The 26,089-nt window shown below is 72.7% G+C and carries 28 protein-coding genes; 9 read left to right on the forward strand and 19 right to left on the reverse strand.

Annotated features, from left to right (window positions below):
* Positions 1 to 311: 311 nt before the first annotated feature.
* Positions 312 to 2,015 carry an aa3-type cytochrome oxidase subunit I gene (ctaD, locus tag ACWCO8_RS21775; protein ID WP_362005086.1) on the forward strand — a complete coding sequence of 568 codons (1,704 nt, stop codon included), beginning with the start codon at positions 312 to 314 and terminating at the stop codon, positions 2,013 to 2,015.
* Here the strand turns inward: ctaD and ACWCO8_RS21780 are convergent.
* The 4 genes from ACWCO8_RS21780 to ACWCO8_RS21795 all read right to left on the reverse strand — a co-directional run bounded on the left by ACWCO8_RS21780 (position 1,963) and on the right by ACWCO8_RS21795 (position 6,119).
* Complete coding sequence (locus ACWCO8_RS21780) at positions 1,963 to 2,940, reverse strand: helix-turn-helix transcriptional regulator (protein ID WP_451033588.1); 978 nt, start codon at positions 2,938 to 2,940, stop codon at positions 1,963 to 1,965. The genes ctaD and ACWCO8_RS21780 overlap by 53 nt on opposite strands.
* A 73-nt stretch (positions 2,941 to 3,013) precedes the next feature.
* A complete protein-coding gene (locus ACWCO8_RS21785) occupies positions 3,014 to 4,285 on the reverse strand; it encodes a glycosyltransferase (RefSeq protein WP_451033589.1) in 1,272 nt (423 codons plus the stop codon).
* A gap of 51 nt (positions 4,286 to 4,336) precedes the next feature.
* A complete protein-coding gene (locus tag ACWCO8_RS21790) occupies positions 4,337 to 5,626 on the reverse strand; it encodes an ABC transporter substrate-binding protein (RefSeq protein ID WP_451033590.1) in 1,290 nt (429 codons plus the stop codon).
* Positions 5,604 to 6,119, reverse strand: a complete 516-nt coding sequence (locus ACWCO8_RS21795; protein WP_451033591.1) for a hypothetical protein — start codon at positions 6,117 to 6,119, stop codon at positions 5,604 to 5,606. The genes ACWCO8_RS21790 and ACWCO8_RS21795 overlap by 23 nt, the downstream gene beginning before the upstream one ends.
* A gap of 130 nt (positions 6,120 to 6,249) precedes the next feature.
* Here ACWCO8_RS21795 and ACWCO8_RS21800 point away from each other — a divergent pair, with 130 nt between their 5' ends.
* From ACWCO8_RS21800 to ACWCO8_RS21810, 3 genes are read left to right on the forward strand one after another with little or no spacing between them, the layout of a single operon-like run.
* Positions 6,250 to 6,675, forward strand: coding sequence for a hypothetical protein (locus ACWCO8_RS21800; protein WP_451033592.1), 426 nt, complete (start codon positions 6,250 to 6,252; stop codon positions 6,673 to 6,675).
* Positions 6,663 to 9,236: an ABC transporter permease subunit gene (locus ACWCO8_RS21805; protein WP_451033593.1), complete on the forward strand. Its 2,574-nt coding sequence runs from the start codon at positions 6,663 to 6,665 to the stop codon at positions 9,234 to 9,236. Before ACWCO8_RS21800 ends, ACWCO8_RS21805 begins: the two co-directional genes overlap by 13 nt.
* A complete protein-coding gene (locus ACWCO8_RS21810) occupies positions 9,233 to 9,892 on the forward strand; it encodes an ATP-binding cassette domain-containing protein (RefSeq protein WP_451033594.1) in 660 nt (219 codons plus the stop codon). Before ACWCO8_RS21805 ends, ACWCO8_RS21810 begins: the two co-directional genes overlap by 4 nt.
* 16 nt (positions 9,893 to 9,908) lie before the next feature.
* Here ACWCO8_RS21810 and ACWCO8_RS21815 read toward each other — a convergent pair whose 3' ends face one another.
* Positions 9,909 to 10,487, reverse strand: a complete 579-nt coding sequence (locus ACWCO8_RS21815; protein ID WP_451033595.1) for a LysM peptidoglycan-binding domain-containing protein — start codon at positions 10,485 to 10,487, stop codon at positions 9,909 to 9,911.
* Between the two features lie 194 nt (positions 10,488 to 10,681).
* Between ACWCO8_RS21815 and ACWCO8_RS21820 the strand changes: the two genes are divergently transcribed.
* Together ACWCO8_RS21820 and ACWCO8_RS21825 are read left to right on the forward strand one after the other, a co-directional pair.
* Complete coding sequence (locus ACWCO8_RS21820; RefSeq protein WP_451033596.1) at positions 10,682 to 11,464, forward strand: hypothetical protein; 783 nt, start codon at positions 10,682 to 10,684, stop codon at positions 11,462 to 11,464.
* A gap of 188 nt (positions 11,465 to 11,652) precedes the next feature.
* The gene (locus ACWCO8_RS21825) at positions 11,653 to 11,931 is read left to right on the forward strand and encodes a hypothetical protein (RefSeq protein ID WP_362004136.1); all 279 of its coding nucleotides are present in this window, start codon (positions 11,653 to 11,655) and stop codon (positions 11,929 to 11,931) included.
* A 91-nt stretch (positions 11,932 to 12,022) separates the two neighbouring features.
* On the opposite strand, the gene der is transcribed toward ACWCO8_RS21825, so the two are convergent.
* From der to ACWCO8_RS21855, 6 genes are all read right to left on the reverse strand, one after another.
* Positions 12,023 to 13,471: a ribosome biogenesis GTPase Der gene (der, locus tag ACWCO8_RS21830; protein WP_362004133.1), complete on the reverse strand. Its 1,449-nt coding sequence runs from the start codon at positions 13,469 to 13,471 to the stop codon at positions 12,023 to 12,025.
* A 79-nt stretch (positions 13,472 to 13,550) separates the two neighbouring features.
* Positions 13,551 to 14,237, reverse strand: a complete 687-nt coding sequence (locus ACWCO8_RS21835; protein WP_451033597.1) for a lysophospholipid acyltransferase family protein — start codon at positions 14,235 to 14,237, stop codon at positions 13,551 to 13,553.
* Positions 14,192 to 14,878 carry a (d)CMP kinase gene (gene cmk / locus ACWCO8_RS21840; RefSeq protein WP_451033598.1) on the reverse strand — a complete coding sequence of 229 codons (687 nt, stop codon included), beginning with the start codon at positions 14,876 to 14,878 and terminating at the stop codon, positions 14,192 to 14,194. The genes ACWCO8_RS21835 and cmk overlap by 46 nt, the downstream gene beginning before the upstream one ends.
* A 103-nt stretch (positions 14,879 to 14,981) precedes the next feature.
* Positions 14,982 to 16,070 carry a prephenate dehydrogenase gene (locus ACWCO8_RS21845; protein ID WP_362004128.1) on the reverse strand — a complete coding sequence of 363 codons (1,089 nt, stop codon included), beginning with the start codon at positions 16,068 to 16,070 and terminating at the stop codon, positions 14,982 to 14,984.
* A complete protein-coding gene (gene aroH, locus ACWCO8_RS21850) occupies positions 16,067 to 16,429 on the reverse strand; it encodes a chorismate mutase (RefSeq protein WP_362004126.1) in 363 nt (120 codons plus the stop codon). Before aroH ends, ACWCO8_RS21845 begins: the two co-directional genes overlap by 4 nt.
* A 129-nt stretch (positions 16,430 to 16,558) precedes the next feature.
* On the reverse strand, positions 16,559 to 16,984 hold the full coding sequence (locus tag ACWCO8_RS21855; RefSeq protein WP_362004123.1) for a YidB family protein: 426 nt from the start codon (positions 16,982 to 16,984) through the stop codon (positions 16,559 to 16,561).
* Between the two features lie 108 nt (positions 16,985 to 17,092).
* Here ACWCO8_RS21855 and ACWCO8_RS21860 point away from each other — a divergent pair, with 108 nt between their 5' ends.
* Genes ACWCO8_RS21860 through ACWCO8_RS21870 form a run of 3 tightly spaced genes read left to right on the forward strand, consistent with a single transcriptional unit; the run spans position 17,093 to position 18,689 of the window.
* Positions 17,093 to 17,428, forward strand: a complete 336-nt coding sequence (locus ACWCO8_RS21860) for a DUF952 domain-containing protein (RefSeq protein WP_451033599.1) — start codon at positions 17,093 to 17,095, stop codon at positions 17,426 to 17,428.
* A gap of 45 nt (positions 17,429 to 17,473) precedes the next feature.
* Positions 17,474 to 17,965, forward strand: coding sequence for a Rieske (2Fe-2S) protein (locus ACWCO8_RS21865; protein WP_451033600.1), 492 nt, complete (start codon positions 17,474 to 17,476; stop codon positions 17,963 to 17,965).
* A gap of 10 nt (positions 17,966 to 17,975) precedes the next feature.
* Positions 17,976 to 18,689, forward strand: a complete 714-nt coding sequence (locus ACWCO8_RS21870; protein ID WP_451033601.1) for a nucleotidyltransferase domain-containing protein — start codon at positions 17,976 to 17,978, stop codon at positions 18,687 to 18,689.
* Here the strand turns inward: ACWCO8_RS21870 and ACWCO8_RS21875 are convergent.
* The 8 genes from ACWCO8_RS21875 to ACWCO8_RS21910 all read right to left on the reverse strand — a co-directional run bounded on the left by ACWCO8_RS21875 (position 18,645) and on the right by ACWCO8_RS21910 (position 26,074).
* Positions 18,645 to 19,448, reverse strand: a complete 804-nt coding sequence (locus tag ACWCO8_RS21875; RefSeq protein WP_451033602.1) for a nucleotidyltransferase domain-containing protein — start codon at positions 19,446 to 19,448, stop codon at positions 18,645 to 18,647. The genes ACWCO8_RS21870 and ACWCO8_RS21875 overlap by 45 nt on opposite strands.
* Positions 19,449 to 19,471: 23 nt before the next feature.
* Complete coding sequence (locus ACWCO8_RS21880) at positions 19,472 to 20,497, reverse strand: ADP-ribosylglycohydrolase family protein (RefSeq protein WP_451033639.1); 1,026 nt, start codon at positions 20,495 to 20,497, stop codon at positions 19,472 to 19,474.
* 8 nt (positions 20,498 to 20,505) lie between these two features.
* The gene (locus ACWCO8_RS21885) at positions 20,506 to 21,261 is read right to left on the reverse strand and encodes an NUDIX hydrolase (protein ID WP_451033603.1); all 756 of its coding nucleotides are present in this window, start codon (positions 21,259 to 21,261) and stop codon (positions 20,506 to 20,508) included.
* Positions 21,258 to 22,337: an AAA family ATPase gene (locus ACWCO8_RS21890; RefSeq protein WP_451033604.1), complete on the reverse strand. Its 1,080-nt coding sequence runs from the start codon at positions 22,335 to 22,337 to the stop codon at positions 21,258 to 21,260. The genes ACWCO8_RS21885 and ACWCO8_RS21890 overlap by 4 nt, the downstream gene beginning before the upstream one ends.
* Positions 22,334 to 22,990, reverse strand: coding sequence for a nicotinamide riboside transporter PnuC (pnuC, locus tag ACWCO8_RS21895; RefSeq protein WP_451033605.1), 657 nt, complete (start codon positions 22,988 to 22,990; stop codon positions 22,334 to 22,336). The genes ACWCO8_RS21890 and pnuC overlap by 4 nt, the downstream gene beginning before the upstream one ends.
* Before the next feature lie 113 nt (positions 22,991 to 23,103).
* Entirely contained in the window at positions 23,104 to 24,303 is a 1,200-nt protein-coding gene (locus ACWCO8_RS21900; RefSeq protein WP_451033606.1) for a pseudouridine synthase, read from the reverse strand.
* The gene (gene scpB / locus ACWCO8_RS21905) at positions 24,303 to 24,923 is read right to left on the reverse strand and encodes an SMC-Scp complex subunit ScpB (protein ID WP_451033607.1); all 621 of its coding nucleotides are present in this window, start codon (positions 24,921 to 24,923) and stop codon (positions 24,303 to 24,305) included. The genes ACWCO8_RS21900 and scpB overlap by 1 nt, the downstream gene beginning before the upstream one ends.
* Positions 24,920 to 26,074: a segregation and condensation protein A gene (locus ACWCO8_RS21910; RefSeq protein WP_451033608.1), complete on the reverse strand. Its 1,155-nt coding sequence runs from the start codon at positions 26,072 to 26,074 to the stop codon at positions 24,920 to 24,922. Before ACWCO8_RS21910 ends, scpB begins: the two co-directional genes overlap by 4 nt.
* Between the last annotated feature and the right edge of the window lie 15 nt (positions 26,075 to 26,089).

A 26,089-nucleotide genomic window follows, 5' to 3' on the forward strand; every position in this document is an offset into this window, starting at 1 on the left:
ACCGGTCACGCTTGTGTCACAGCTTCTCGACATATGTTTGACACGAGCGCTGTCACTCGGAAGGGCAGTTTCCGGCCGAATCCCCGGCAATTCCAGACCCCTTCCGCTTCTTCCCGCAAGCGCTTCCTGAATTCCGCCGCGCAGTCCGGTCAGGCGAATTCGGAGGACCACCGCCACCTCGCGGTTTTCACCCTTTCCCCGCAGAACGCGCACACGTTCGGCCGACCGGAGCAGCCCGGCGGCCCGCCTCCCGTGTCCCCGCCGCCGGGGCGCGCATCATGACCGGACGATCGGACGCACCGGAGGCATCGATGGGCACCGACACCGCGACCGCGGCCGTCGAATCACCTCGGGAGCGGCATGGGCGGGTCCTGATCGACTGGCTCACCACGACCGACCACAAGAAGATCGGCCACCTCTACCTGGTGACCTCGTTCGTCTTCTTCCTGGCCGCCGGGGTGATGGCGATGCTGATGCGGGCGGAGCTGGCCCGGCCGGGGATCCAGATCCTCGACAACCAGCAGTTCAACCAGGCGTTCACGCTGCACGGCACGATCATGCTGCTGCTCTTCGCGACGCCCACCTTCGCCGGCTTCGCCAACGAGCTGGTGCCGCTCCAGATCGGCTCCCCCGACGTCGCCTTCCCGCGGCTGAACATGTTCTCGTACTGGCTGTTCCTCTTCGGCGGCCTGATGGTGATCGGCTCGCTGCTCGTGCCGAGCGGGCCCGCCGCCTTCGGCTGGACCGCCTACGCGCCGCTGAACGATCTGGAGCGCTCTCCCGGGATCGGCGCCGACCTGTGGATCATGGGGCTCGCGCTCTCCGGCTTCGGCACGATCCTCACCTCGGTGAACTTCCTGGCGACGATCATCGGGATGCGGGCGCCCGGCATGACGATGTTCCGGATGCCGATCTTCACCTGGAACATCCTCTTCACCGCGATCCTGGTGCTGATGGCCTTCCCGGTCCTCGCCGCCGGGCTGCTCGTCCTGGAGTCGGACCGGCGGTTCGGCTCGGTGGTCTTCCAGCCCGAGAACGGCGGGGCACTGCTGTGGCAGCACCTGTTCTGGTTCTTCGGGCACCCCGAGGTCTACATCATCGCGCTGCCGTTCTTCGGCATCGTCAGCGAGATCATCCCGGTCTTCGCCCGCAAGCCGATCTTCGGCTACGCGACGCTGATCGCCGCGACGATGGCGATCACCGGGCTCTCGGTGGTCGTGTGGGCGCACCACATGTTCGCGACCGGGGCGGTGCTCCTGCCGTTCTTCTCGCTGCTCTCGTTCCTGATCGCCGTGCCGACCGGGGTGAAGTTCTTCAACTGGACCGGCACCATGCTCAAGGGCTCGCTCTCCTTCGAGACCCCCATGCTCTGGTCGGTCGGCTTCCTGGTCTCGTTCCTCTTCGGCGGCCTCACCGGCGTCATCCTCGCCTCGCCGCCGATGGACTTCGCCGTCACCGACTCGTACTTCGTCGTGGCCCACTTCCACTACACGGTCTTCGGCACGGTGGTCTTCGCGACCTTCGCCGGCTTCTACTTCTGGTGGCCCAAGTTCACCGGCAGGATGCTCGACGAGCGCCTGGGCAAGGTCCACTTCTGGACCCTCTTCGTCGGCTTCCACCTCACGTTCCTCGTGCAGCACTGGCTCGGCGCGGAGGGCATGCCCCGGCGGTACGCCGACTATCTGGACGCCGACGGGTTCACCGCGCTCAACACGGTCTCCTCCATCGGCGCGTTCCTGCTCGGCGCCTCCACGCTGCCGTTCCTCTACAACGTCTGGCGCACCGCCCGGTACGCGCCGCTGGTCGAGGTGGACGACCCGTGGGGGTTCGGCCGCTCGCTGGAGTGGGCGACGTCCTGCCCGCCGCCCCGCCACAACTTCGACGCGGTCCCGCGCATCCGCTCCGAGGCGCCGGCCTTCGACCTGCACCACCCGGAGTTCGCGACCTACGAACGGATGCGGATCACCGCTCCGAGCGCTCCGACCGGTCCACGGCCCGAGAAAGCCGGTCCCTGAGCAACCGGACCCGGTCGTCGAGCTCGCGCGGCGCGACCACCTCGAACTCGACGCCCAGCATCAGCACATGGACGACCATGCCCGCCAGGCTGCCCGCGCCCGCGCGCAGCAGACAGGCGCCGTCCCCGTCCGGCTCCAGGACGCCGTCCATCGGGCCGACGGTCGCGGCCGCCTCGGCGAGCGGGACGTGCAGCCTGATGATCGCCTCGGCCGCGTAGGCCGCCCCCGAGATGCCCTTCGCGACATAGCCCGCCAGGTCCTCGGCGGGCGGTTCGCGGGGCGGGAAGCGGGGGCCGTGCGGCGGCTTCGGCTCGATCCGGTCGGCCCGGAACGTACGCCAGTCGGCCCGGTCCACGTCCCAGGCGACCAGGTACCAGCGGCGTTCGGTGCAGACCAGGCGGTGCGGCTCGACCGTGCGGCGGGTGGTCGAGCCGCCGTGGTCGCGGTACGCGAAGCGGAGCCGCTCGCTGTCCCGGCAGGCGTTCGCGAGCTCGGTCAGGACGGCCGGGTCGACCTGGCTCACCGGGGTGCGCAGCATCGGCACGGTGAAGGCGTTGAGGGTGCTCACCCGGCGCCGCAGCCGGCCCGGCAGCACCTGCTCCAGCTTGGCCAGGGCGCGTACGGAGGCCTCGCCGATGCCCTCGACGCCCTGCCCGGCGGCCGTCCGCAGCCCGACCGCGACGGCGACGGCCTCGTCGTCGTCGAGCAGCAGCGGCGGCAGTTCGGCACCGGCGCCCAGCTGGTAGCCGCCGCCCGTGCCGGGGCTGGCGTTGACCGGGTAGCCGAGTTCGCGCAGCCGGTCGACGTCCCGGCGCACGGTACGGGTGGTCACCCCGAGCCGGTCGGCGAGATCGGCGCCGGACCACTCGCGGTGGGCCTGCAGCAGCGAGAGCAGGCGGAGCAGCCGTGCGGAGGTCTCCAACATGGGGCCGAGTCTGCCAGCCGTCGCGGACGGATCCGGTCCTCAATGGCTCCCCGGATTCCGGGCGAACGGCTCCTCAGCGGAAGCGGCGGACGAGCACCCCGACCCGGCGCTTCAGCTCGTACACGGCGTCGACCGCCGCGCCGACCGCGCGGTGCCGGGTCTCGCTCAGCCGGCCGTGGGCCCGGCCGCTCGTGCCCCGGGCGACGAGCTCGGTCCAGATCTCCTCGTGGCGGGCCGCGATCCGGACCGGGTCGAACCGTTCCGACGCCGCGAGGGCCGCCTTCGCGGTCCTGGCGCGCAGTTCGTCGTCCTCGATGAGTTCGAGCAGGGCCCCGGCCACGGCGGAGACGTCGTCCACGGGCACGAGACGGCCGTCGACGCCGTCCTCGATGATCTCGCGGGGGCCGTACGGGCAGTCGGTGGAGACGACCGGAAGCCCGCACCGCATCGCCTCGACGAGGGTCATGCCGAAGGACTCGCGCCGCGAGGTGACGGCGGCGAGGGAGCCCTTGGCCCACTCCGGCTCCATCGGGTTGGCCGTGCCCATGAGGAAGACGTTCTCCCCGAGGCCGAGCTTCTCGATCTGCCGGGTCAGCGCGGGCCTCGTGTTGCCGCCCTGGTCGCCCTCGCCGTAGATGCGGAGCTTCCAGTCCGGGCGGGCCGCGGCCACCTCGGCGAAGGCCTCGACCAGCACGTCGTACCGCTTGACCGGGGTCAGCCGGCCCGCCGCGACGACGACCTTCGAGGCGGGGTCGGCGGGCGGAAGGCCGGGCGCGGGCACGCTGTTGGGCACCGCGTCGATCCGTACGCCCGGCAGCCGCAGCCGGGTCCGGTACGAGCGGGCGTCGGCCTCGGTGACCGTGGTGACGGCGTCAAGGACCGCGTACCGGTGGGCGATCTCGCGCCGCAGCCGGTAGGTGTGGCCGTCGAGGATCAGGTGCTCCTGGCCGACCAGGACCGGGCCGCGCCGGGTCTGCCGGGCGAGGTGGACGTTGAGCCCGGGCCGGGTGGAGACCACCACGTCGGCCTCGACGGACGCCAGGTGCGCGCCGATCCGGGCGTCGGTGAGCGCGCTGTACTGCTTCCAGCGGCCGTCGCCGCGCGGGAAGACCCGGGCGGGCCGGGAGAGGTCCGGGTGCTTCTGGTCGGCGCTGTCCTTGCGCAGGTCCACGAGGTGACGCAGGGTCACACCGGAGGGGAGGCCGAGGACGGGCTCGTCGCGGTGCCGGAAGACCGAGACGATCTCGACCTCGTGCCGTGCGGCGAGCACCTCGGCGAGGGTGAACGTCGTCCGGATGGTGCCGCCGATGTGGTAGGCGTTGTGGAGCAGGAACGAGATGCGCATCGGGTCGCCGATTCCCCCGTCGGTGTGGTCGGTAGGGGGCGACTTTACTCTTCACGGCCGGTAGCCGATCTGGGGGACGGTGGCGCAGTCGCTGTTCATGTCGCCCTGCGAGACCCAGCCGCGTCCGTCCTGCCAGCGGGCCACGGAGAGACAGGTCTCCCGGGTCTTCGGCGGCTCGGGGAGCTGCTCGAAGCGGACGGGCAGCAGGAGCCCGCGCGCGGTGTACGGCTCGGCCCGGTTGACGTACTCCTCGACGCAGGCGCGGGTGAGCCGGTCGCCGCAGGAGAGCGCCGCGTCCGTGAACCACATGGCGGCCGCCCAGCCCTCCAACTGCCACTGCGACAGCGGCCGGTCGCCCATCGCCGCCCGGAACTCGCGGACCGCCGGGTGCCCGGTGTCCTCGTAGTTGCGGCTGGATCCGGTGACGAAGAGCGAGGCCCGGCAGGAGGGGGAGCCGGCGTAGTCGCGCGGCACGGTCGAGGACCAGTTCTGCACGTTGGTCACCTTGGCGGTGACCTTGACGCCGAGTGTCTCCATCGCCTCGCAGAGCTGGGCGTTGCCGTGCGTGTCCAGGGCGTCGAAGACGAGGTCGGCGCCCTGCGCCCGCAGATCGGCCGCGACGGCGCGGAAGTTGGGCAGGGCGAAGTCGACCTGCTCGTCGACGACCCGGTACCCCTCGGCGCGCAGCCCGTCGGAGATCAGCCGGGCGTACGCCGTCGACGCGGCCTGGTTGTAGGCGACGACGGCCGCGGTACGGGCGGAGTGCTCGCGCTTGAACCAGCGGTAGACCTCGGTCCCGCCGTAGAGGACGCCGTTCCAGCCGGGCGCCTCTCCGGTGCGCGGGGCGAGGCTGCCGTAGATCCCGTACAGATGCGGATAGGTCTCGTACGCGGCGGTGAGCGGCTGGCCCCCGATGTCGGGGACACCGGCCTTGGAGACGAGCGGGGCGCCGGCGTAGTCGAGCGCGGTGGTGGCGACGAGGGCGAACACCTTGCGTTCGTCGACGAGTCGGTGCACGCACTCGTTGTTGCCGACGCCGCTGCCGCCGTCGTCGCAGGTGACGACCTCGACCCGGCGTCCGTTCAGGCCGCCCCTGGCGTTGAGCGCGTCGAACCAGGCGCGGGCGCCGTCGCGCGGTCCGGTGAAGGCGTCGCCGCCGACGGGGCTGGTGGCGCTGGTGATGATGCCGACGCGGAGCGGCTCACCGCCGGAGGGGAAAGTGGCGGTGGGCCGCGTCTCGAACGCGTCCTCCGGGAGCCGGCTGCCGCACGCCGTGGTCAGGGCGAGCAGCGCGGCGAGGAGCAGCGCCCCGCCGGCCTCAACAACCCGGAACGCTCGCACCGCTGAGCTGCGCCAGGCCGCAGAGGGTCTTCGCGGACACCTTCCAGGTGTCGTCCTGGAGGACCGACGTGCCCTTCGCGTTCGGCACGGCCGTGGACCCGGCGACCAGCAGGTCGTACGTCACGTTCGCGTCGTTCGGCGAGGTGAACTCGATCCCCTTGACCTTCGCCGTGGCCTGCGACGCGGCGTCGTTGGTGAGCAGGGCCTCCAGGGCGGGCCCCAACTGGTCGCCGTTCTCGAGCAGCTTCGTCCGCTCCGCGGCCGGGGTGTTCGGGTCGAAGAAGGCCGTCCAGTTCTTGGTGATCTCGGCCTTGGCGGCGACGGGGTCGGAGGGACGGTCACTCGCGACCGAGCGCGTTCCCGTGGCGATCGGGTCACCGGCGACGTCGTCGTCCCCGCAGCCCGCGAGGACGGGGGCCAGCACGAGGGCCGAGGCGGCGGCCAGAGCCGCGAAGGACGTACGCGAGTGTCGACCGCGTCGCTTGAGAACCATCTGGCTCACCACCGGGTGTCCGTCGGGGCCGGGCGGACTGATGATTCCAGGGTGGGCCGATTCCCGACATAGCGCAAGGAAGAGAATATTCAGCATGAAATGGGTGGGGGCCCGAGCCGAGGGAGGTCCCGTGCCGACATCCCGCGTTCTGCTGTGGGGCGGCCTCGCTGCGGTCGCCGGGGGCGCGGTGCTCTGCGTCCTGGGCTGGTACGGGATCTCCGGCGAGCGCTTCGCGGAGCGCCAGCTGCCCTACCTCGCCTCGTGCACGGTGCCGGGGGCGGCCCTGATCGTGGCGGGCGCGGTGTGGGTGGCCGGGGCGCTGCTCGGGGCGGGGTCGGCGGGCGGCGACCGGGCTCCGACGCCGTCGGCCCTTCCGGGCGGGGCGGAGGCCGAAACCGATCCCCCGCCCTCCTCCACCGCACCCCCGGTCCGGGTGCCGGGCGGAACCCTCGCACACCGCCCCGACTGCCCGTTGGTGGCGGGCCGGGCGGACGCCGAACCGGCCGGGGAGGCGGAGCTCGACCCCTGTCCGGTGTGTGAGCCGTGGCCTCGCTGACGTACGACCTCACCCTCGCCGGACTCGCGGTCGGCAGCGCCGCCGCGCTCACCGGCATCGGTCTGATCGTCACCTACCGGGCGACCGGGGTGCTCAATCTGGCGCACGGCGCGATCGCCATGGTCTGCGCGTACGTCCTGCGGCAGTTGGTGGTCGAGTGGGGCTGGCCGCTCCCGCCGGCCGCGCTGGTGACGCTCCTTGTGGTCGCGCCCGGGATCGGCCTTGTCCTGGACCGGGCGGTGTTCCGCCCGCTCGCGCTGCTCGGCTCGAACCCGGCGCAGACCCTGGTCGCCTCCATCGGGGTCTTCGTGCTTCTGGTGGGCGGCGCGGCGCTGTTGTGGGGCACGGGAGCGCGGGCGGACGCGCCGGTGCTCCTCGGCGACGATCCGTGGACGCAGCTCGCGGCGGTGGTGCTGCTTGCGGTGGCGGTGGGCGCGGTGACCCGGTGGACCCGGTTCGGGCGGGAGCTGCGGGCGGTCGTGGACAACCGGCCGCTGGCGATGCTCGGCGGGATCGACGCGGACCGGGTCGCGGCGGGCGGCTGGGCGTTCGGCGCGTTCACGGCGGGGCTCACAGGGGTGCTGCTGGCCCCGTACGTACGGCTCGACCCGTACGGGATGCCGCTCCTGGTCGTCGAGGTGATCGCGGTCGCGGTGGTGGCCCGGATGCGCAGCCTGCCGGTCGCCATCGTGACGGCCCTCGCGCTGGGCGTGGCCCAGGCGCAGATGACCCGCCTCCACCCGGAGGGCTGGGCGGGACCGCTGGTCCAGGCGGTGGGGACGAACCTGTTCGTGGTGGCGCTGCTCGTGGCCGCCCTGGTCGTACCGGGGGTGGGCGGGCGGGGAAGGGACTCGCTGCCGCCGCCCGCGGTCGCGCCCAGGACCCCTACAGGGGTGTGGTTCACGGTCGGGGTGCTCTTCCTGCTCCCGCTGGGCTTCGCCGGGACGGACCTGCACACGGCGATCCAGGTGCCCGCGCTCGCGATCGTGCTGCTCTCGCTGGTGGTGGTGACGGGCCGGGGCGGGCAGATCGCGCTGGGCCAGGCGGCGTACGCGGGCCTGGGCGCCCTCTTCACGGCGCTGCTCGCGGCCGGCGGCCTGCCGGAGCTCCTGGCCCTGGCGCTCGCGGTGCTCCTGGTCGCCCCGCTGGGCCTGGTGACGGGGTGGCCGGCGATCCGGCGGCACGGGCTCGCCCTGGCGCTCGTGACGCTGGCGGTCGGGGTGGCGGTGAGCCGGTTCGTGTTCGTCCAGCCGTACGCGACGGCGGGCCTGGAGCTCGGCCGCCCGGCGGGCTTCGCGGACGACCGCCGCTACTACGCCCTGGAGCTGGTGGTCCTGGCCGGCTGCCTGGTCCTGGTCGCGGCCCTGCGCCGGGGCCGCACGGGCCGCGCGCTCGCCGCCCTCCGCGACCACGAGGCGGGCGCGGAGGCGTCCGGGGTACGGGTCAGCCGGCTCAAGCTCCTGGCCTTCGTCCTGGGCGCCGCCCTCGCGGCCCTGGGCGGCGGCCTCCTGGGCATGGGCCTGCGCGCCTTCGACCCGGAGGCCTACGACCCGGTCCGCGGCCTCCTCTGGTTCGCCGCGATCGTCGTCCTGGGCGCCGACAGCCTCCTCTCGCCCCTGGCGGCCGCGGCGCTCCTGGTGGGCCTGGACGCAGGCACGAGAGGCGGCGTGGCGGCGGCCACGATCGGCATCCTGGCAGCCCTGACAGGCAGAATCCCCCCACTGACGTCCTGGCTCCCGAAATCGGGGCGACCCCCCGCACCCGCCGACGGCGAACGACCACCCACAGGTGGACCCGCAGACGAATCCCCTCCTCGCACGGGTGGTGCGGGTGGGAACCCCAGCCCGGCCGAAGGCCGGGCGCACCCCCACCGGCGCGCCCCCGCGCCCACCGCACCCGCACCCGCACCCGCCCCCGCGAGGCTGCGCGCGCACGACCTCACCCTCACCCACCCCGGCGGCCTCACCGCCCTCTCCCACGTCACCCTCGCCCTCACCCCCGGCCGCGTCACCGCCCTCGTCGGCCCCAACGGCGCCGGCAAGAGCACCCTCTTCGACTGCCTCGCCGGCACCCTCCGCCCCACCGCCGGGCACGTCACCCTCGACGGCGCCGACATCACCGCCCGCCCCGCCCACGTCCGCACGCGCCTCGGCGTCGTCCGCTCCTTCCAGCAGTTCGCCGTCTTCCCGTCCCTCACCGTCGAGGACAACGTCCGCCTCGGCGCCGAGCAGGGCCACCACCGCTCCCCCGCCCACACCGAACAGGCCCTCCGTCTTCTCGGCCTCGCCGGCCCCGTCCGCCACCACCCGGCCGCCGACCTCCCCACCGGCACCCTGCGCCGGGTCGAGCTGGCCCGGGCCCTCGCCGGCCGCCCGCACACGCTCCTCCTGGACGAGCCGTCCGCCGGTCTGGACGCCGCCGAGACCGAGGCCCTCGCCCGGATCCTGGCCGCCCTCGCCGCCGACGGCCTCACCGTGCTCGTCGTCGAGCACGACCCGGACCTGGTCGCCGGCCTCGCCCATACCGTGCACACCATGGAAGGGGGCCGGATCGTGTCATGAGCGTCGAGATCGCCCTGCGGGCCGCCCACGTCCGCTACGGCCCCCTGGAGGCCCTGCACGGCCTCGACCTGCCCGTCCCGGCCGCGACCGTCACCGTCCTCGTCGGCCGCAACGGCTCCGGCCGCACGACCGCTCTGCGCGCCCTCGCGGGCACGGTGCCCCTCTCCTCCGGCCGGGTCCTGTGGCGCGGCGCGGACGTGACCCGCCTCCACGCCCACGCCCGGGCGCGCCGCGGACTCTGCTTCGTACCGGACCTCCGAGCGGTGTACGCGACGCTCACGGTGGCCGAGAACCTGGACCTGGCCCCCGGGGACCGGGATCAGGCCCTCGCCGCGTACCCCGAACTCACCGCCCTCCTCCCCCGCACCGCCGGCACCCTCTCCGGCGGCGAGCGCCGGATGCTCGCGCTCTCCCGGGCCCTCCTGACCCCCGCCCGCGTGGTCCTGGTCGACGAGCCGTCCCTCGGCCTGTCGCCCGAGGTCTCCTCCCGTACGTACGGGCTGCTCATCGCCCTCGCCCGGCCGGGCGGCGCCGCCGTCGTCCTCGCCGAGCAGCGCCCTCCCCCCGGTCTCCCACCCGGCACGCTCCTCCACGAACTCCGCCGCGGCTCCCTCGCGTTCAGCGGCGAGGCGGCGGAGTTCACCTCAGCAGGGTGAGCTCAGCCCCGCGAGTTCACCCCAGCACGGTGAGCGGCGAGATCCGCAGCATCGTGCCGACCATCAGCCGGTTCGGATCCGCCCCCACCACGCTCCGGTTCGCCTTGTACAGCGCCTGCCAGCCGCCCGCGATCCCGAACCGCTTCGCGACCTTGCTGAGCGTGTCGCCCTGCTGCACCACATGGGCCCGCCCACTGAGCCCGTACCGCTTCGAGCAGACCGGCCAGGCCCCCCAGCCCTGGGTGCGCAGCACCTCCTCCGCGATGGTGATCTGCTGCTGACGGGTCGCCAGGTCGGCGCGCCTGGCGTACTTCAGGCCGCCGTGCTCCTCCCAGGTCGGCTGCCAGAACTGGAGTCCGCCGTAGAAACCGTTGCCGGTGTTGATGTGCCAGCGGCCGCTGCTCTCGCACTCGGCGACGCAGCCCCACGGCCATTGGTCCTTGGCGCAGGCGTACGCGGGCGCCGCCTTCACCGACAGCCCGCCCGCGGCCCGCGCCGACGCCGGCGTCGGTGCGAGGGCCGACGAAGGGGCCGGAACGAGCGCCATGAGCGAAACCGCCGACGCGCCCACTGCCCACAATCTGATCTTCGACATCGCGGCAGGCTAGGCAGCACACCCCCGTGCCGGCGCCGTGCCGCGCGGGAGGACGCGCGTCCCCCACCCGGTCGGAGTCACACAAGTTGCCGCACCCGGACGCGTGACCCCGGCCGATCCTTCCCCGTTGAACTCGTCATGAGACGAGCCGGGATCCGCCCGGCGTCGCACGTACCGAGTCCAGGGAGCCCCCCGTGCCGCGCATGCTCGACGTCAGCGAGGACGTACGCGCCGAGATCGGCGACGAAGAAGCGGACCGGCTGCTCGCCGGCGACAACGCCCCGGGCAGCTACGACTGCACCTCCTGTCGCACGCCGGGCGACTCCGACCAGGAGCGCACGAGCACGGTGCTGTTCGTCGGCGAGGAGACCGCCGTCCTGGCGTTCGCCCACGCCAGCTGCATTCCGTCCCAGGTCGTCAAGGTAGCCGAGGAGCAGCTCCAGGGCGCCGTCCGCTCCATCGCCGCCACCGACGCGGCGGACGAGCTCAGCGCCGCCCACCCCGAGCAGGCGGTCCTGGGTGTCACCAGCGGTCTCGTCCTGATCGAGGGCGAGCTGCACCCGGCGCTCGTGGTCGAACCGACCGCGCCGGTCGCCCGCCCGGGCACCGACGGGCTGAGTGACGAGTTCCTGCCGCTCCTGGTCGAGCAGGGCTTCCAGCCGATCGGGGACGTGAACCAGAAGCCGGGCACGCTGCCGGGCTGGTCCGTGCTCGTCGCCATGGGCCAGCTGCACTCGGTGCTCCAGCCGGGTACGGGCGGCACCGGCCAGGCGGCCTGGTGGCAGGCGCACCAGCCGCTCCAGGTCACCGAGGGCTGGCGCGCGGCGGCCAACAAGTCGCACACGGTCCTGGTCTTCGCGGCGCCGGTGGGCTCGATCGGCCAGCAGCCGCGCGAGGACCTGCTCCGCGACGCCCTGGAGAAGGCCGCGGCCAACGGCCGTCTGGTGGCCGCCGCGATGCCGCTGGCCGGCACGTGACGGAGCACGGGCGCCCCGCCATAGGACGGCCGTACGTCCCTGGTGGTCATGGGGTTCCGACCGTGCCCCGGCAGCGGCAGCCTCCTCTTTCCGAGAGCCGCCCGCATCCGACGGAGGGCGGGGTCGTTGGCACATACGTGCACACATACGACCCACTCCGCCAGCCCGTTCCCGGTTCGATCCCCTCCATGCGCCCTGCGCAGGACCTCGTGGGAGGCCAGTCGACGACGCCGATCTACGACGCGCTGTACTCGGAGTACCGCAGGTCCTTTCGCACGCTGCCGGGTGATCGCAGCGGCGAGGAGGACCTCGGCTTCCGGGCCTTCGGGACGCAGGTGAGCACGGGTCTGTACGGAGTCCAGGTCCAGGGACACGGACACCACCGGTACACGGCGCAACCGGCGGCGTGGTCGGCGCAGCACCACGTCCCGGCGGCACTCCCGCCGGGGCCCCGCAGGGGGCTGTAGGCCCGAGCGGTACGGACGGGAAGCGATACGGCGGAGGGCCGGGGCAGATCGCCCCGGCCCTCCGCCGTATGCGTGCTCGTCGCCGCGCCGGCTACTTCTTACGGCTGCGCTTCTCGCGGACCCGCACCGAGATGTGGATCGGCGTGCCCTCGAAGCCGAACTCCTCGCGCAGCCGACGCTCGACGAAGCGGCGGTAGCCGGCCTCCAGGAAGCCGGAGGCGAAGAGGACGAACCGGGGCGGCTTGGTGCCCGCCTGCGTACCGAAGAGGATGCGGGGCTGCTTGCCGCCGCGGACCGGGTGCGGGTGGGCGGCGACCAGCTCGCCGAGGAAGGCGTTGAGGCGGCCGGTGGGGACGCGGGTCTCCCAGCCGGCGAGCGCGGTCTCGATCGCCGGGACGAGCTTGTCCATGTGGCGGCCGGTCTTGGCGGAGACGTTGACCCGGGGCGCCCAGGCGACCTGCTGCATCTCGGTCTCGATCTCGCGCTCCAGGTAGTAGCGCCGCTCCTCGTCCAGCTCGTCCCACTTGTTGTAGGCGATGACGAGTGCGCGGCCCGACTCCACGGCCATCGTGATGATGCGCTGGTCCTGGACCGAGATGTTGTCGGTGGTGTCGATCAGGACGACGGCGACCTCGGCCTTCTCGACCGCGGCGGCGGTGCGCAGGGAGGCGTAGTAGTCCGCGCCCTCCTGGAGGTGGACCTTCTTGCGGATGCCGGCGGTGTCGACGAACTTCCAGACCTTGCCGCCGAGCTCGATCAGCTCGTCGACCGGGTCGCGGGTGGTGCCGGCCAGCTCGTTGACGACGACGCGGTCCTCGTTGGCGACCTTGTTCAGGAGCGAGGACTTGCCGACGTTCGGGCGGCCGATGAGCGCGACGCGGCGGGGGCCGCCGATCGCGTTGCCGAAGGTCTGCGCGGGGGCCTCGGGCAGAGCCTCCAGGACGGCGTCGAGCATGTCGCCCGTACCGCGGCCGTGCAGCGAGGAGACCGGGTACGGCTCGCCGAGGCCCAGCGACCACAGGGCGGTGGCGTCGGCCTCGCCGGAGGGGCCGTCGACCTTGTTGGCGCAGAGGACGACGGGCTTGCCGGCGCGGCGCAGCAGCTTGACGACGGCCTCGTCGGTGTCGGTGGCGCCGACGGTGGCGTCCACGACGAAGACACAGGCGTCGGCGGCCTCGATGGCGTACTCCGCCTGGGCGGCGACGGAGGCGTCGATGCCGAGGACGTCCTGCTCCCAGCCGCCGGTGTCGACGACCTTGAAGCGGCGGCCGGCCCATTCGGCCTCGTAGGTGACGCGGTCGCGGGTGACGCCGGGCTTGTCCTCGACGACGGCCTCGCGGCGGCCGATGATCCGGTTCACCAGGGTCGACTTGCCGACATTGGGGCGGCCGACGACGGCGAGGACGGGGAGCGGGCCGTGCCCGGCCTCCTCGATCGCGCCTTCGACCTCCTCGACGTCGAAGCCCTCTCCCGCGGCGAGCTCCATGAACTCCGCGTACTCGGCGTCGCCAAGTGCCCCGTGGTCGTGCTGGTCGTTCATGAAGTCCGTTCCTTGATCATTCGTGGTCGGTGGGTACTCGACGGGTCTGAGCCCGGGAGCCCACTACTGAGAGTGTCGCTCAGCGCCCGGTGAGGCGCCTGGCGTTTTTCAGGTGGGCGGTCAGCCGCTCCTGAATACGTACGGTGGCCTCGTCCAGGGCCTTGCGGGTGCGGCGGCCGGTGCCGTCACCGGCCTCGAAGGCCTCACCGAAGACGACGTCGACGCGGCTGCGCAGCGGAGGCAGTGCCTTGACCAACCGTCCGCGCCGCTCGGAACTTCCCAGCACGGCGACGGGGACGATCGGCGCGCCGCTGCGGACGGCGAAGTACGCGAGGCCGGCGCGCAGGGAGGCGAAGTCGCCCTCGCCGCGGGTGCCCTCGGGGAAGATCCCGAGGACTCCGCCGTGCTCCAGGACCGCGAGGGCGTTGCCTATCGCGTTCCGGTCGGTGCTGTCCCGGTCGACCTTGACCTGCCCGATGCGCTCCAGGAAGGGCCCGAGGGGTCCCACGAAGGCTTCCTTCTTGATCAGGAAGTGCACCGGCCGGGGAGCCGTGCCCTGGACCATGGGGCCGTCGACGTTGTGCGCGTGATTGATGGCGAGGATGACGGGGCCGGCGGCCGGCACCCGCCAGGCGCCGAGGACGCGCGGCCTCCACAGGCCGTGCATCAGCCCGATGCCGATGCCGTGCCCGACGGCGGCGCCCCGCTTGGAGGGCTGGGTCACTTCGATGCCGCCCTCTTCTCCTCGACAAGGGTCACGACACACTCGATGACCTGGTCCAGGGTGAGGTCGGTGGTGTCGACCTCGACGGCGTCGTCGGCCTTGGCGAGCGGGGAGGTCTTGCGGCTGGAGTCCGCCGCGTCCCGCTTGATCAGGGCCTGCTGGGTGGCGGCCACGTCGGCGCCCTTGAGCTCGCCGGAGCGGCGGGCGGCACGGGCCTCGGGGGACGCGGTGAGAAAGATCTTGAGGTCGGCGTCCGGGAGGACGGTGGTGCCGATGTCCCGGCCCTCGACGACGATGCCGCCCTCGGCGTTCCGGGCGATGGTCCGCTGCAGCTCGGTGATCAGGGCCCGTACCTCGGGGACGGCGCTGACCGCGCTGACCTTGGAGGTGACCTCTTCGGTACGGATGGGCCCGGCGGCGTCGGCGCCGTCGACGGTGATCGTCGGGCGGGACGGGTCCGTGCCGGAGACGATCACGGGCTTCGAGGAGGCGTTGGCGACGGCGTCGGTGTCGTGCACGTCGACGCCGTTGCTGATCATCCACCAGGTAATCGCCCGGTACTGCGCGCCGGTGTCGAGGTAGCTCAGCCCCAGCTTGGCGGCAACCGCCTTCGAGGTGCTCGACTTGCCCGTGCCGGAGGGCCCGTCGATGGCGACGATCACGGTTTCCACGGTGGGGAACACCTTCCTGGGGTGAGCGGAGAGGCCGCGCGGAACGCGGGGGGCCACCCCAAGGTTACCGAGTCCCGGCCACCCGTCTGGCCGAGCACCCTCCGCGGGCCCCCTGTCACCCCGCCCGCAGGGCCCAGCCCCGTTCCCGCAGCGCCGCGCCGAGCGTGGGCGCGGCCGACGGCTCGACCATGAGCTGGACCAGACCCGCCTGCTGCCCCGTCGCGTGCTCGATGCGGACGTCCTCGATGTTGACGCCCGCGCGGCCCGCGTCCGCGAAGATCCGGGCCAGCTCGCCCGGCTGGTCGCTGATGAGGACGGCGACGGTCTCGTACTGCGTCGGCGCCGCGCCGTGCTTGCCCGGGACCCGGGCGCGCCCCGCGTTGCCCCGGCGCAGGACGTCCTCGACGCCGTCGGTGCCCTCGCGGCGCTTGTCCTCGTCGGAGGACTGCAGGGAGCGGAGCGCCCGCACCGTCTCGTCCAGGTCGGCCGCGACGCCGGAGAGGACGTCGGCGACGGGACCGGGGTTCGCCGACAGGATCTCGACCCACATGCGCGGGTCGGAGGCCGCGATCCGGGTGACGTCGCGGATGCCCTGCCCACAGAGCCGTACCGCCGTCTCGTCGGCCTCCTGCAGGCGGGCGGCGACCATCGAGGAGACCAGCTGCGGGGTGTGCGAGACGAGCGCGACCGCGCGGTCGTGGGCGTCGGCGTCCATGACGACCGGGACGGCGCGGCAGAGCGCGACCAGCTCCAGGGCCAGGTTCAGGACCTCGGTGTCGGTGTCGCGGGTCGGGGTGAGGACCCAGGGGCGGCCCTCGAAGAGGTCGGCGGTGCCGGCCAGCGGTCCCGAGCGCTCCTTGCCGGACATCGGGTGCGTGCCGATGTAGGCGGTGAGGTCGAGCCCCAGCGCCTCCAGCTCGCGCTTCGGGCCGCCCTTGACGCTCGCGACGTCCAGGTAGCCGCGCGCGACGCCCTCGCGCATGGCGGTGGCGAGCGTGGTGGCCACGTGCGCCGGGGGTACGGCGACGATCGCGAGGTCGACGGGCCCCTCGGGCGCCTCGTCGGTGCCGGCGCCGAGCGCCGCGGCCGTGCGGGCGCGGGCGGGGTCGTGGTCGCGGAGGTGGACGGCGATGCCGCGTCCGGCGAGCGCGAGCGCCGCCGAGGTGCCGATCAGGCCGGTTCCGATGACGAGCGCGGTTCTCACTGGGCGATGTCCTTGCGCAGGGCGGCCGCGGCACCGAGGTACACGTGCGCGATCGCGGACTTGGGCAGCTCCGACTCGATGTGCGCGAGGAGTCGTACGACCCTCGGCATGGCGCCCTCGATGTCCAGTTCCTGCGCGCAGATCAACGGCACGTCGACGATGCCGATCCGGCGCGCGGCGGCGGCCGGGAAGTCGCTGTGCAGATCGGGGGTGGCGGTGAACCAGATGCTGATCAGGTCGTCGGGGGTGAGGCCGTTGCGTTCCAGGACGGCGGTGAGCAGCTCCTCGACCTGCTCACTCATGTGTCCGGCCTCGTCCCGTTCCAGCTGGACGGCGCCTCGGACCGCTCGTACCGCCACGTCGTGCTCCTTACCTGACCCGCGTCTTTCGAGAATGCTCCGATCAGCCTAGTCAGCCGGGCGGACACACCGTCGCGGCGACCGCCCTCCGAGACGAGGGGGCCGCCGCCGGGTGGGTCGGGGCTCGGGTCAGAGCTGCTGCTGCCTGATGAGGTCCTCCAGGGAGCCCGACGGCACCTGGCCCTGGGGGGTCAGCTTGTCGACGGCCTGGGGCAGGACCTGGGCGATCTCGTCGGCGGCCTGCTGGGGGCTGACTCCGGCGTCCTGGGCGACCTTCTGGAGCGTCTCGTCGGGGAGTGCCTCGGCGACCTGCTGACCGGTCACCGGCTTGTTCTCGCCGCTGCCGACCCAGGACTGGGCCTGGTCCGCGAGGCCCGACGTGGTCAGCATCTCCATGAGCCCGCCCAGCGGGTTGGAGCCGGCTGCCCCGCCCTTCCCGCCGCTCATCAGCGCGCCGAGCAGGGAGCCGAGGATGTTGCCCCCGCCGCCCGCGCCCTGCTGACCGCTGCCGCCCAGGAGTCCGCCGAGCAGACTGCCGAGATCGTTTCCAGCCATGGTCCTGCCTTTCACTCCGGTACGGAACACGGTCAATGTCACCCAGACTGGACCATTCCGCCACTCGGGGTATCCGGCGGTCGCGGGGCGCGCGGTACAACTGTCGGCATGCTGCTGCATGTCGTACCGCTGGACGAATGGTCCGCCGATCCCGAACTCCCCTACGCCCCGCCCTCGCTGGCCTCGGAGGGGTTCGTGCACTGCTCGCCGGACGAGAGCGCGGCGCTGACGGTCGCGGACGCGCACTACCGGGACGTGGCCGGTCCGCTGCTCGTCCTGGTCGTCGACGAGGCGAGGTTGGGCGCCGAGGTGCGCTGGGAGGGCTCGGAGGACGCGCTCTTCCCGCACGTCTACGGGCCGATCGAGCGGGCGGCCGTCACGGGCGTCCTGGAGGTGCGCCGGGACTCCGACGGCCGTGCGAGGGAGCTGACGCCCTGGATCTAGGCGTGTTGCCCCCAGGGGGCCGGGCGCGCGGGCAGGCTGTACGGCATGAATCCTGAAGCCACGAACCGCCGTACCGTGCTGATGGCCGGTGCGGGTTCCGTCGCCGTGCTCGCCACCGGCTGCGGCTCCGACGGCGACAACGGCGGTACGACCGACAGCCCGACGCCCACGGGCCCGGCCACGACGGCCGAGCCGACCACGTCGGCGCCGGAAACCTCCTCGCCGGAGGCCCCGAGCTCGGCGCCGGCCGGGGACGCCCTCACCACGAAGGGCGACGTCCCGGTCGGCGGCGGCACGATCTTCAAGGAGGAGAAGGTCGTCGTCACCCAGCCCACCGCCGGTGACTTCAAGGCGTTCTCGGCGATCTGCACGCACCAGGGCTGCATCGTCGCCAAGGTCGAGAACGGCACGATCGACTGCGCCTGCCACGGCTCCAAGTTCCGTATCACGGACGGCTCGGTGGTCAACGGACCGGCCACGCGCCCGCTCCCGGCCGAGGAGATCACCGTGTCCGGGGAGTCCATCACCCTCGCGTAGCCTGACCCGCATGACTCCGGCAGACCTGGTGCGCGACCACACGATCTACTCCTGCGTCATGGGGTCGCGTGCCTTCGGTCTGGACACCGAGGACAGCGACACCGACCGCCGGGGTGTCTTCCTCGCCCCGACGCCGCTGTTCTGGCGCTTCGACAAGCCGCCGGCGCATGTGGAGGGGCCCGCGGAGGAGCAGTTCAGCTGGGAGCTGGAGCGGTTCTGCGAGCTGGCCCTTCGGGCCAACCCGAACGTCCTGGAGTGCCTGCACTCCCCTGTCGTCGAGCACATCGACGACACCGGCCGCGAACTGATCGCGCTCCGCGAGGCGTTCCTCTCCCGCCAGGCGCACCAGACCTTCGTCCGGTACGCGGGCGGGCAGCGCAGGAAGCTCGACGCGGACGTCCGCCAGTACGGTCACCCGCGCTGGAAGCACGCGATGCATCTGCTGCGCCTCCTGATGAGCTGCCGCGACCTGCTGCGCACCGGCGAACTGACCATCCACGTCGGCACCGACCGCGACCGCCTCCTCGCGGTGAAGCGCGGCGAGGTCCCGTGGACGGAGGTCGAGTCCTGGATGACCCGCCTGACGGAGGAGGCCGACGCGGCGGCGACCACCTCCCCCCTCCCGGCATCCCCGGACCACGCCCGCGTCGAGGACTTCCTGATCCGCGCCCGCCGCGCGTCAGCCCTGCACGCGCTGAACGCCTCGGCCGCCTCGAACGTCTAGGACGCCCTCCAGCCGCACCCGCACGACGAAGTCGTGCAGCGCGTCGAGGGCTTTCGGCGCCTCCCCGAGCGCCGTCGCCGCGTGCGCGGCGTCCAGCACCCCGTGCAGCGCCTCCACGTCCTCGCGGACCCGCGCCAGGTCCACCTCGGCCGCCCCGTGCTCGGCCTCGGCCTTCGCCACGATCAGCTCCGCCCCGTACGCGGGCGCCTCGGCGACCTCCCCGAGCAGCGTGGGCAGATGCGCCTGGACCTCGCCGGAGCGCATCAGGTGGATGCCGGTGAGCAGCGCCCGGAGGGTGTAGAGGAGCGGCTTCAGCTCCTCCGTCTTCTCGAAGAGCCGCCACTGTGTCGCGGCGAAGCCACGGTAGTGATGCGCGTGGTGGTGCGTGAGCACATCGGGTGCGAGGGAGACGAGTTCGGCGTGCGCCTGCGATGTGTGGGCCACCAACGGGGAGAGCAGCTGCTCCAGTACGTATCCGTTGCGGCGCAGCATGAGCCGGACGAACTTCCGCAGGTCGTGCGTGACGAGGTCCATCTCCACGCCGTCCCGGTCCCACATGCGACTGCGGGTCTCCTCGGGCTCGCGCAGCCCGATCAGCCCCTCCACCGGCAGCAGGTGCACACCGCGCAGGTCCACGTCCGAGTCCCGGGACGGGAATCCGTACAGGTGCGCCCCCGAGACGGTGGCGAAGACGAGCGGATCGGGCTGTTCCGCGACCACGGCGGAGAGGTCGACTTCCGGTATGAGAGCTACGGTCATGGCCTCAGCTTCCCAGCCCGCGCTCACGCGTCCCAGAGGGCGCCCAGGGTGAGGAGTTCGGAGCGGTGCTCGATCGGGTTCGTCCATGCCTCGGGCCAGGCCGCCGCGCCCAGGTGGGCGCCGGCGAAGGCTCCCGCGAGGCAGGCGATGGAGTCCGAGTCGCCTCGGGTGCAGGCGGCGCGGCGGAGGGCGGTGAGGGGCTCCTCGGGGAAGAGCAGGAAGCAGAGCAGACCGGTCGCGAAGGCCTCCTCGGCGATCCAGCCGTCGCCCGTGTACGTGCAGGGGTCCAGCTCCGGGTCCGCCGTGCGCTGCACGGCGTCCAGCCGCTCCAGGACCGCCAGGCACTCGTCCCAGCCGCGCTCGACGAAGTGCCGGGCCGACGGGTCCTGGGAGCGGGTCCACAGGTCGCCGAGCCAGGCCTCGCGGTAGACGGAGCGGTTCTCGTACGCGTACGAGCGCAGGTGACCGACGAGGCCCGTCGGGTCGACGCCCTGGGCGAGCAGGTACACCGCGCGGGCGGTCAGGTCGGAGGCGGCGAGCGCGGTGGGGTGGCCGTGGGTGAGGGCCGCCTGGAACTGGGCCGCGCCGGCCCGCTGCTCCTCGCTCAGACCGGGCACGAGCCCGAGCGGCGCCACGCGCATATTGGCGCCGCACCCCTTGGAGTGGATCTGGCTGGCGTCCTGCCACACACGGTCGCTGTCGAGGAGGTCACAGGCGCTCAGGCAGGTGTTGCCGGGCGCCCTGTTGTTCTCCGGGGAGTGGTACCAGGCCACGAACTCCTCGCGGACCGGCGGCTCCATCGATTGCGGGGCGAGCACGCCCCGGTCCATGGCGGTCCGGATGCCGCGCGCCAGGGCGAGCGTCATCTGCGTGTCGTCCGTGATGTACGCCGTGCCCCGCTGCACCGGCAGCTCCATGGCCCGCCAGGGGCCGCACTTCGCCAGGATCGCCGGCACGTCGTTGAACTCGGTCGGGAAGCCGAGCGCGTCCCCGAGCGCGAGGCCGATCAACGCGCCCGTGGCGCCCTGCTTCGTCGCGTGACGCGTCATGGGGTGGGTCATGTGGATCGTCCTTCCGGTCGCAGCAACGGCGGGTGGAGGGCCGTGGCCTCTCCCGCCCGGTAGAGAGCGGCCGGTTTCCCCCGTCCGCCGGTGAGGCGCGGCGGCCCCTCCACGGCCCGGACGAAGCCGGGCGTGGTGAGGACCTTGCGCCGAAAGTTGGGGCGGTCGAGTTCGACGCCCCAGACCGTCTCGTACACCTGCCGCAGCTCGCCGATGGTGAACTCGGGCGGGCAGAAGGCGGTGGCGAGACACGTGTACTCGAGCTTGGCGCCGACCCGGTCGTGCGCGTCGGCGAGGATCCGGTCGTGGTCGAAGGCGAGCCCGCCGTGCTCGCCGTACGGCATCCAGCGGGCCCGCACCGCGTCGCCGCCGCCGCGCGGCTCCGGGGCGTCCGGGACGAGCGCGGCGAAGGCGACGGAGACGACCCGCATCCTGGGGTCCCGGTCCGGTTCGCTGTACGTCCGCAGCTGTTCCAGGTGCAGTCCGGAGACGGTGTCCTCGGACAGGCCGGTCTCCTCGGCCAGTTCGCGGCGGGCGGCGGACTCGGCGGACTCGAGGGGCAGGACGAAGCCGCCGGGGAGCGCCCAGGTCCCTTCGTACGGCCGCTGTCCCCGCTCGACGAGCAGGACGTTCAGCCGGTCGGCGCGGATCGTGAAGACGGCGAGGTCGACGGTGACGGCGAAGGGCTCGAAGGAGCCGGCGTCGTAGCCGTCGACGGCCGAGGACGGAAACGGAGGCGGGGACGGGTTCATCGGCGCTCCGGAAGGGGATCGGCGAGGTTCCAGCCCTCGGCGAGCAGCGCGTCCACGGCGGCGACCGCCGCCGCGAGGCGTTCCTCGTGCGGTCCGGTCAGCAGGGCCGCTCGGCGCCCGGTGTGGGCCAGCTGGGTGTGGAAGCGGGCGGTCATCCAGGGCCGCAGGTGCTCCCCGTCGCGCAGCCCGTCGTCCTCGAAGGCGACGCCCCGGTGGTCGGTGAGGAGCCACAGGTGCTGCCGGCCGCGCGCGGCGATCTCGCCGGTCGCGGGGCTCGCGGTGCCCATGTACCGCTCGTGCCAGATGGTGGTGGCGAAGGCGTCGGTGTCGCAGAAGAGCACCGGCGAACCGCTCCGCGCCGCCGCTTCCTCCGACTCGGCCTGGCGCAGCGCGATGAGCGGGAAGTCCTCGGAGTGGAAGGCCACGTCCTCCCAGGTGGCCTCGGGGCGCAGCGCGCGCAGCTCGGCGAGCTTGAGTTCGCTGAACTCCCGCCCGAACTCCGGCACCCAGCGCGTACGGGCCCAGACCCCGCCCCGGGCCCGGTAGTGCTCGGCGAGGGCCCGGGCCATCGTGGTCGTCCCGGTGGACTCCGCGCCGAGGACGACCACGCGTCGGGTGAGCGCGGCGCGCACGGGCGCTTCGAGGAAGTCCCAGGATCCGACGGGGTCCTTGCGGACGGCGGTGCCGGAGACGGGGAAGAGCGTACGGTCCGGGTCGACGCAGACGGCGTCGGCGCCGAAGCGGCGGCCCAGCTCCTCCCCGTACGGCTCCGAGGTGAAGACGGCGTCGACCGGCTCGCGCACCGCGCCCCGGAAGACGGCCATGTGGGCGGACCACACATCGGGGTCGTGGAGGTCGACGGGGATGTCGTCGACGGCCCCCACGACCAGCGCGTCGGGATGGACCTCCCGCATCCAGGCGACCCGCTCGTCCAGGGTCAGGGTCTCCACGGAGGAGGCGCAGACCAGCACGGTGAGGCGCTCGCAGCGCTCGCGGGCGGTGCGGACGAGATGGTGGTGGCCGGCGTGCGGCGGATAGAACTTGCCGAGGACCAGGCCGTGTCCGTAGCGCTTCATGCGACCGCCTCCCTCTCGACCGTACGGCTCCGGGCGTCGAGGTCGCGGCTCCAGCCGCGCAGGCCGAGCACGCAGAGCGTCATGAAGCCGACGTACAGCAGGGCGGTCAGGTACAGCTCCTTGTACGCGTACAGGGGCACGTACACGATGTCGGCGGCGATCCAGAGCCACCAGGACTCGAGGCGCTTGCGGCACTGGCCGTAGGTCGCCATGAGGGAGAGCGCGGTCGTCAGGGCGTCCCAGAACGGGACGGTCGAGTCGGTCGCGCGGTCGAGCAGCAGCGTGAGGCCGAGGGTCCCCACCACCCCCGCCGTGAGCAGCCAGGTCCACTCCGTGCGCGTGGTGCGGCGCACCGGGAGGGTGTCGGAGCCTGGTCCACCCCCGTGGGTCCAGGTCCACCAGCCGTACACGGCGAGGGTGATGAAGACGATCTGGAGGCCGGCGTCGGCGTAGAGCCCCGCCTGCGTGAAGAGCAGGACGAAGAAGAGGTTGTTGGCGATGCCGATGGGCCAGTTGGCGAGGTGCTGGCGGGCGACGAGCCAGACGCAGAGCGCCCCGCTGCCGAAGCCGAGGACCTCGGTCCAGCTGACCGGGGTGTCGAGCAGGGTGAAGAGCGGCTGTTGCAGGGGTTCGAGTACGTCCGCGAGGCTCACACCCACCTCCTTAAGAGTCATGTTGACTATAAAGGGCCGCGGGCTTCGCCCACAAGTACGAAAAAGCCCGCGACCGCAGGGCGGTCACGGGCTTCTCGTCGTAGAGGTACGGCTTACATGCCGACTTCCTTCATCAGCATGCCGACCTCGGTGTTGGTCAGGCGGCGCAGCCAGCCGGACTTCTGGTCGCCCAGGCCGATCGGGCCGAAGGAGGTGCGGACCAGCTTCTCGACCGGGAAGCCCGCCTCGGCGAGCATCCGGCGCACGATGTGCTTGCGGCCCTCGTGCAGCGTGACCTCGACCAGGTAGTTCTTGCCGACCTGCTCCACGACGCGGAAGTGGTCGGCGCGGGCGTAGCCGTCCTCCAGCTGGATGCCGTCCTTGAGCATCCGGCCGACCTCGCGGGGCAGCGGACCGGTGATGGCCGCCAGGTAGGTCTTCTTCACGCCGTACTTGGGGTGCGTGAGGCGGTGGGCCAGCTCACCGTGGTTGGTGAGGAGGATGATGCCCTCGGTCTCGGTGTCGAGCCGGCCGACGTGGAAGAGCCGGGTCTCGCGGTTGTTGACGTAGTCGCCGAGGCACTGGCGGCCGTCGGGGTCCTCCATCGTGGAGACGACACCGGCCGGCTTGTTCAGCGCGAAGAAGATGTACGACTGGGTCGCGACGGTCAGACCGTCGACCTTGATCTCGTCCTTCTCCGGGTCCACGCGCATGCCCTGCTCGAGCACGATCTCGCCGTTGACCTCGACCCTGGCCTGCTCGATCAGCTCCTCGCAGGCGCGTCGCGAGCCCATGCCGGCGCGGGCGAGCACCTTCTGCAGCCGCTCGCCCTCCTGCTCGGCGCCGGGGAACGTCTTCGGGGTCTTGATCTCGGGCCGGTTCTCGTACCGCTCGCGGTTGCGCTGCTCGATCCTGGCGTCGAGCTCGCGCGAGCGGGCCGGGGACTGCCGCTGCCCGTGCGGGCCACGACGAGGCGGGGTGCCGCCCTGGGGCGACTTCGGGCCGCCCTTGGCGCCACCGCGGGCCGCAGCCCCGCGGCCCTTCTTCGGGGCCTCGGACGCGCTGCCCACGTCGTAGCGGCGCTCCTCGGGGCGCGGGTTGCGCGGCCGGTCGCCGCCCTGCCTGTCGTCGCGGCCACCGCCGCCACCGGCACCCCGGTAACCGCCACCGCCACCGGTGCCACCGCCGCCCCGGTAACCGCCACCGCCTCCGCTGCCGCCCGCGCGGCCGCCGCCGCTGCCGCCGCGGCCACCGCTGTTGCCACCACGGCTCCCGCCGTTGTTTCCGCTGTTCCTGCCGCTGCTGCTTCGCATCAAATGTCCGTCGTCTTGTCGTCTGCGTCTTCGCGATCCGGGAGATCCGGATCGAACGACGGGACCCCTTCCAGCGTGTCCGCCTCGATCGCGTCCGCCTCGGGGAGGAAGGGCGCGAGCTCCGGGAGCTCCTCCAGGCCGCGCAGGCCCATCCGCTCCAGGAAGTAGTTCGTCGTCCTGTACAGGATCGCACCTGTTTCGGGTTCCGCGCCCGCCTCCTCCACAAGACCGCGCTGGAGGAGGGTCCGCATGACCCCGTCACAGTTCACTCCGCGTACGGCGGAGACCCGGGAACGGCTGACCGGCTGGCGGTACGCGACGACGGCGAGGGTCTCCAGGGCCGCCTGGGTGAGGCGCGCCTGCTGCCCGTCGAGGACGAAGGCCTCGACGGCGGCGGCGTGCTCCGGGCGGGAGTAGAAGCGCCAGCCGCCCGCGACGAGGCGCAGCTCGAAACCGCGGCGCTGCACGGTGTACTCGTCGGCGAGCTCGCGCAGGGCGTCGGCGACCTCGCGCGGGGTCCGCTCCAGGACCTTGGCGAGGTGGACCTCGGTGGCCGGCTCGTCGACGACCATGAGGACGGCTTCGAGGGCGGGCTTGAGGTCGTGTTCGAGGTCGCTCATGCCTTCTCCTCCACTACTTGATCGAACTCGTCGGTCACCTGCGTCTCCTGCTCCCCGCCGACCCAGGTGACGGTCAGCTCGCCGAGGGCGTCCTCCTGGTCGAGGGAGACCGCCTTCTCGCGGTAGAGCTCCAGGAGGGCGAGGAAGCGGGCGACGACGGTGAGGGTGTCGGCGGCGCCCTCGGCGAGCTCCCGGAAGCTGACGCTGCCGCGCTCGCGCAGCAGGGCGACGACGAGACCGGCCTGCTCGCGGACGCTGACGAGCGGGGCGTGGATGTGGTCGACGTACACCTGCGGCTTGGCCTTGGGCTGCATCGCCTTCACGGCGAGCTTGGCGAAGCCCTCGGCGCCGATGGAGATGACGACCTCGGGCAGCAGCTCGGCGTGGTGGGCCTCCAGGCCGACGGTACGGGGGTGGCGCCGCCCCTCGGTCTCCCAGCGGTCCTCGAAGATCGAGGCGATCTGCTTGTACGCGCGGTACTGGAGCAGCCGCGCGAAGAGCAGGTCCCGCGCCTCCAGGAGCGCGAGGTCGGCCTCGTCCTCCACCTCGGCGGCGGGCAGCAGCCGGGCGGCCTTGAGGTCGAGCAGGGTCGCTGCGACGACGAGGAACTCGGTGGTCTGGTCGAGGTCCCAGTCGGGGCCCATGGCGCGGATGTGCACCATGAACTCGTCGGTGACCTTGGAGAGGGCGACCTCGGTGACGTCGAGCTTGTGCTTGGAGATGAGCTGGAGGAGCAGGTCGAACGGCCCCTCGAAGTTCGCGAGCCGAACGGTGAACCGCCCGTCGTCGGGCAGCGCTGCGTCGGCAGCTGCCGGGGTTTCCCCGGGCACGCCCGAGCCGGCGCCCCCGACCGCGGACGCCTCGCCCTCCGAGGGCAGGGGCTCGGGGGCCGGTGGCGTCGCGGGCTCGTCCGGCGGGACAGCCGGGTGGGGCTCCAGCACCTCCACAGGCTCCACGGGCTCCGGAACCTCGACGGTCTCCGGGGCCTCCGCAGGCTCCGTGGACTCCACGGCGTCCCGGGCCTCCATCGGCTCCTCCGGGGCCGGGCCGGGGGCCTCAGGCCCCCTGGACGGGGGCGTGCCCGTGCCTGGGCCCTGGCCCAGGGCGCGGCGGCGCGGTGGGCGGGACGTTTCGGCAGGGGGTGGGGGCATCGGGGTCCAGAGAGG

The sequence above is a fragment of the Streptomyces sp. NPDC001927 genome, from assembly GCF_053594455.1.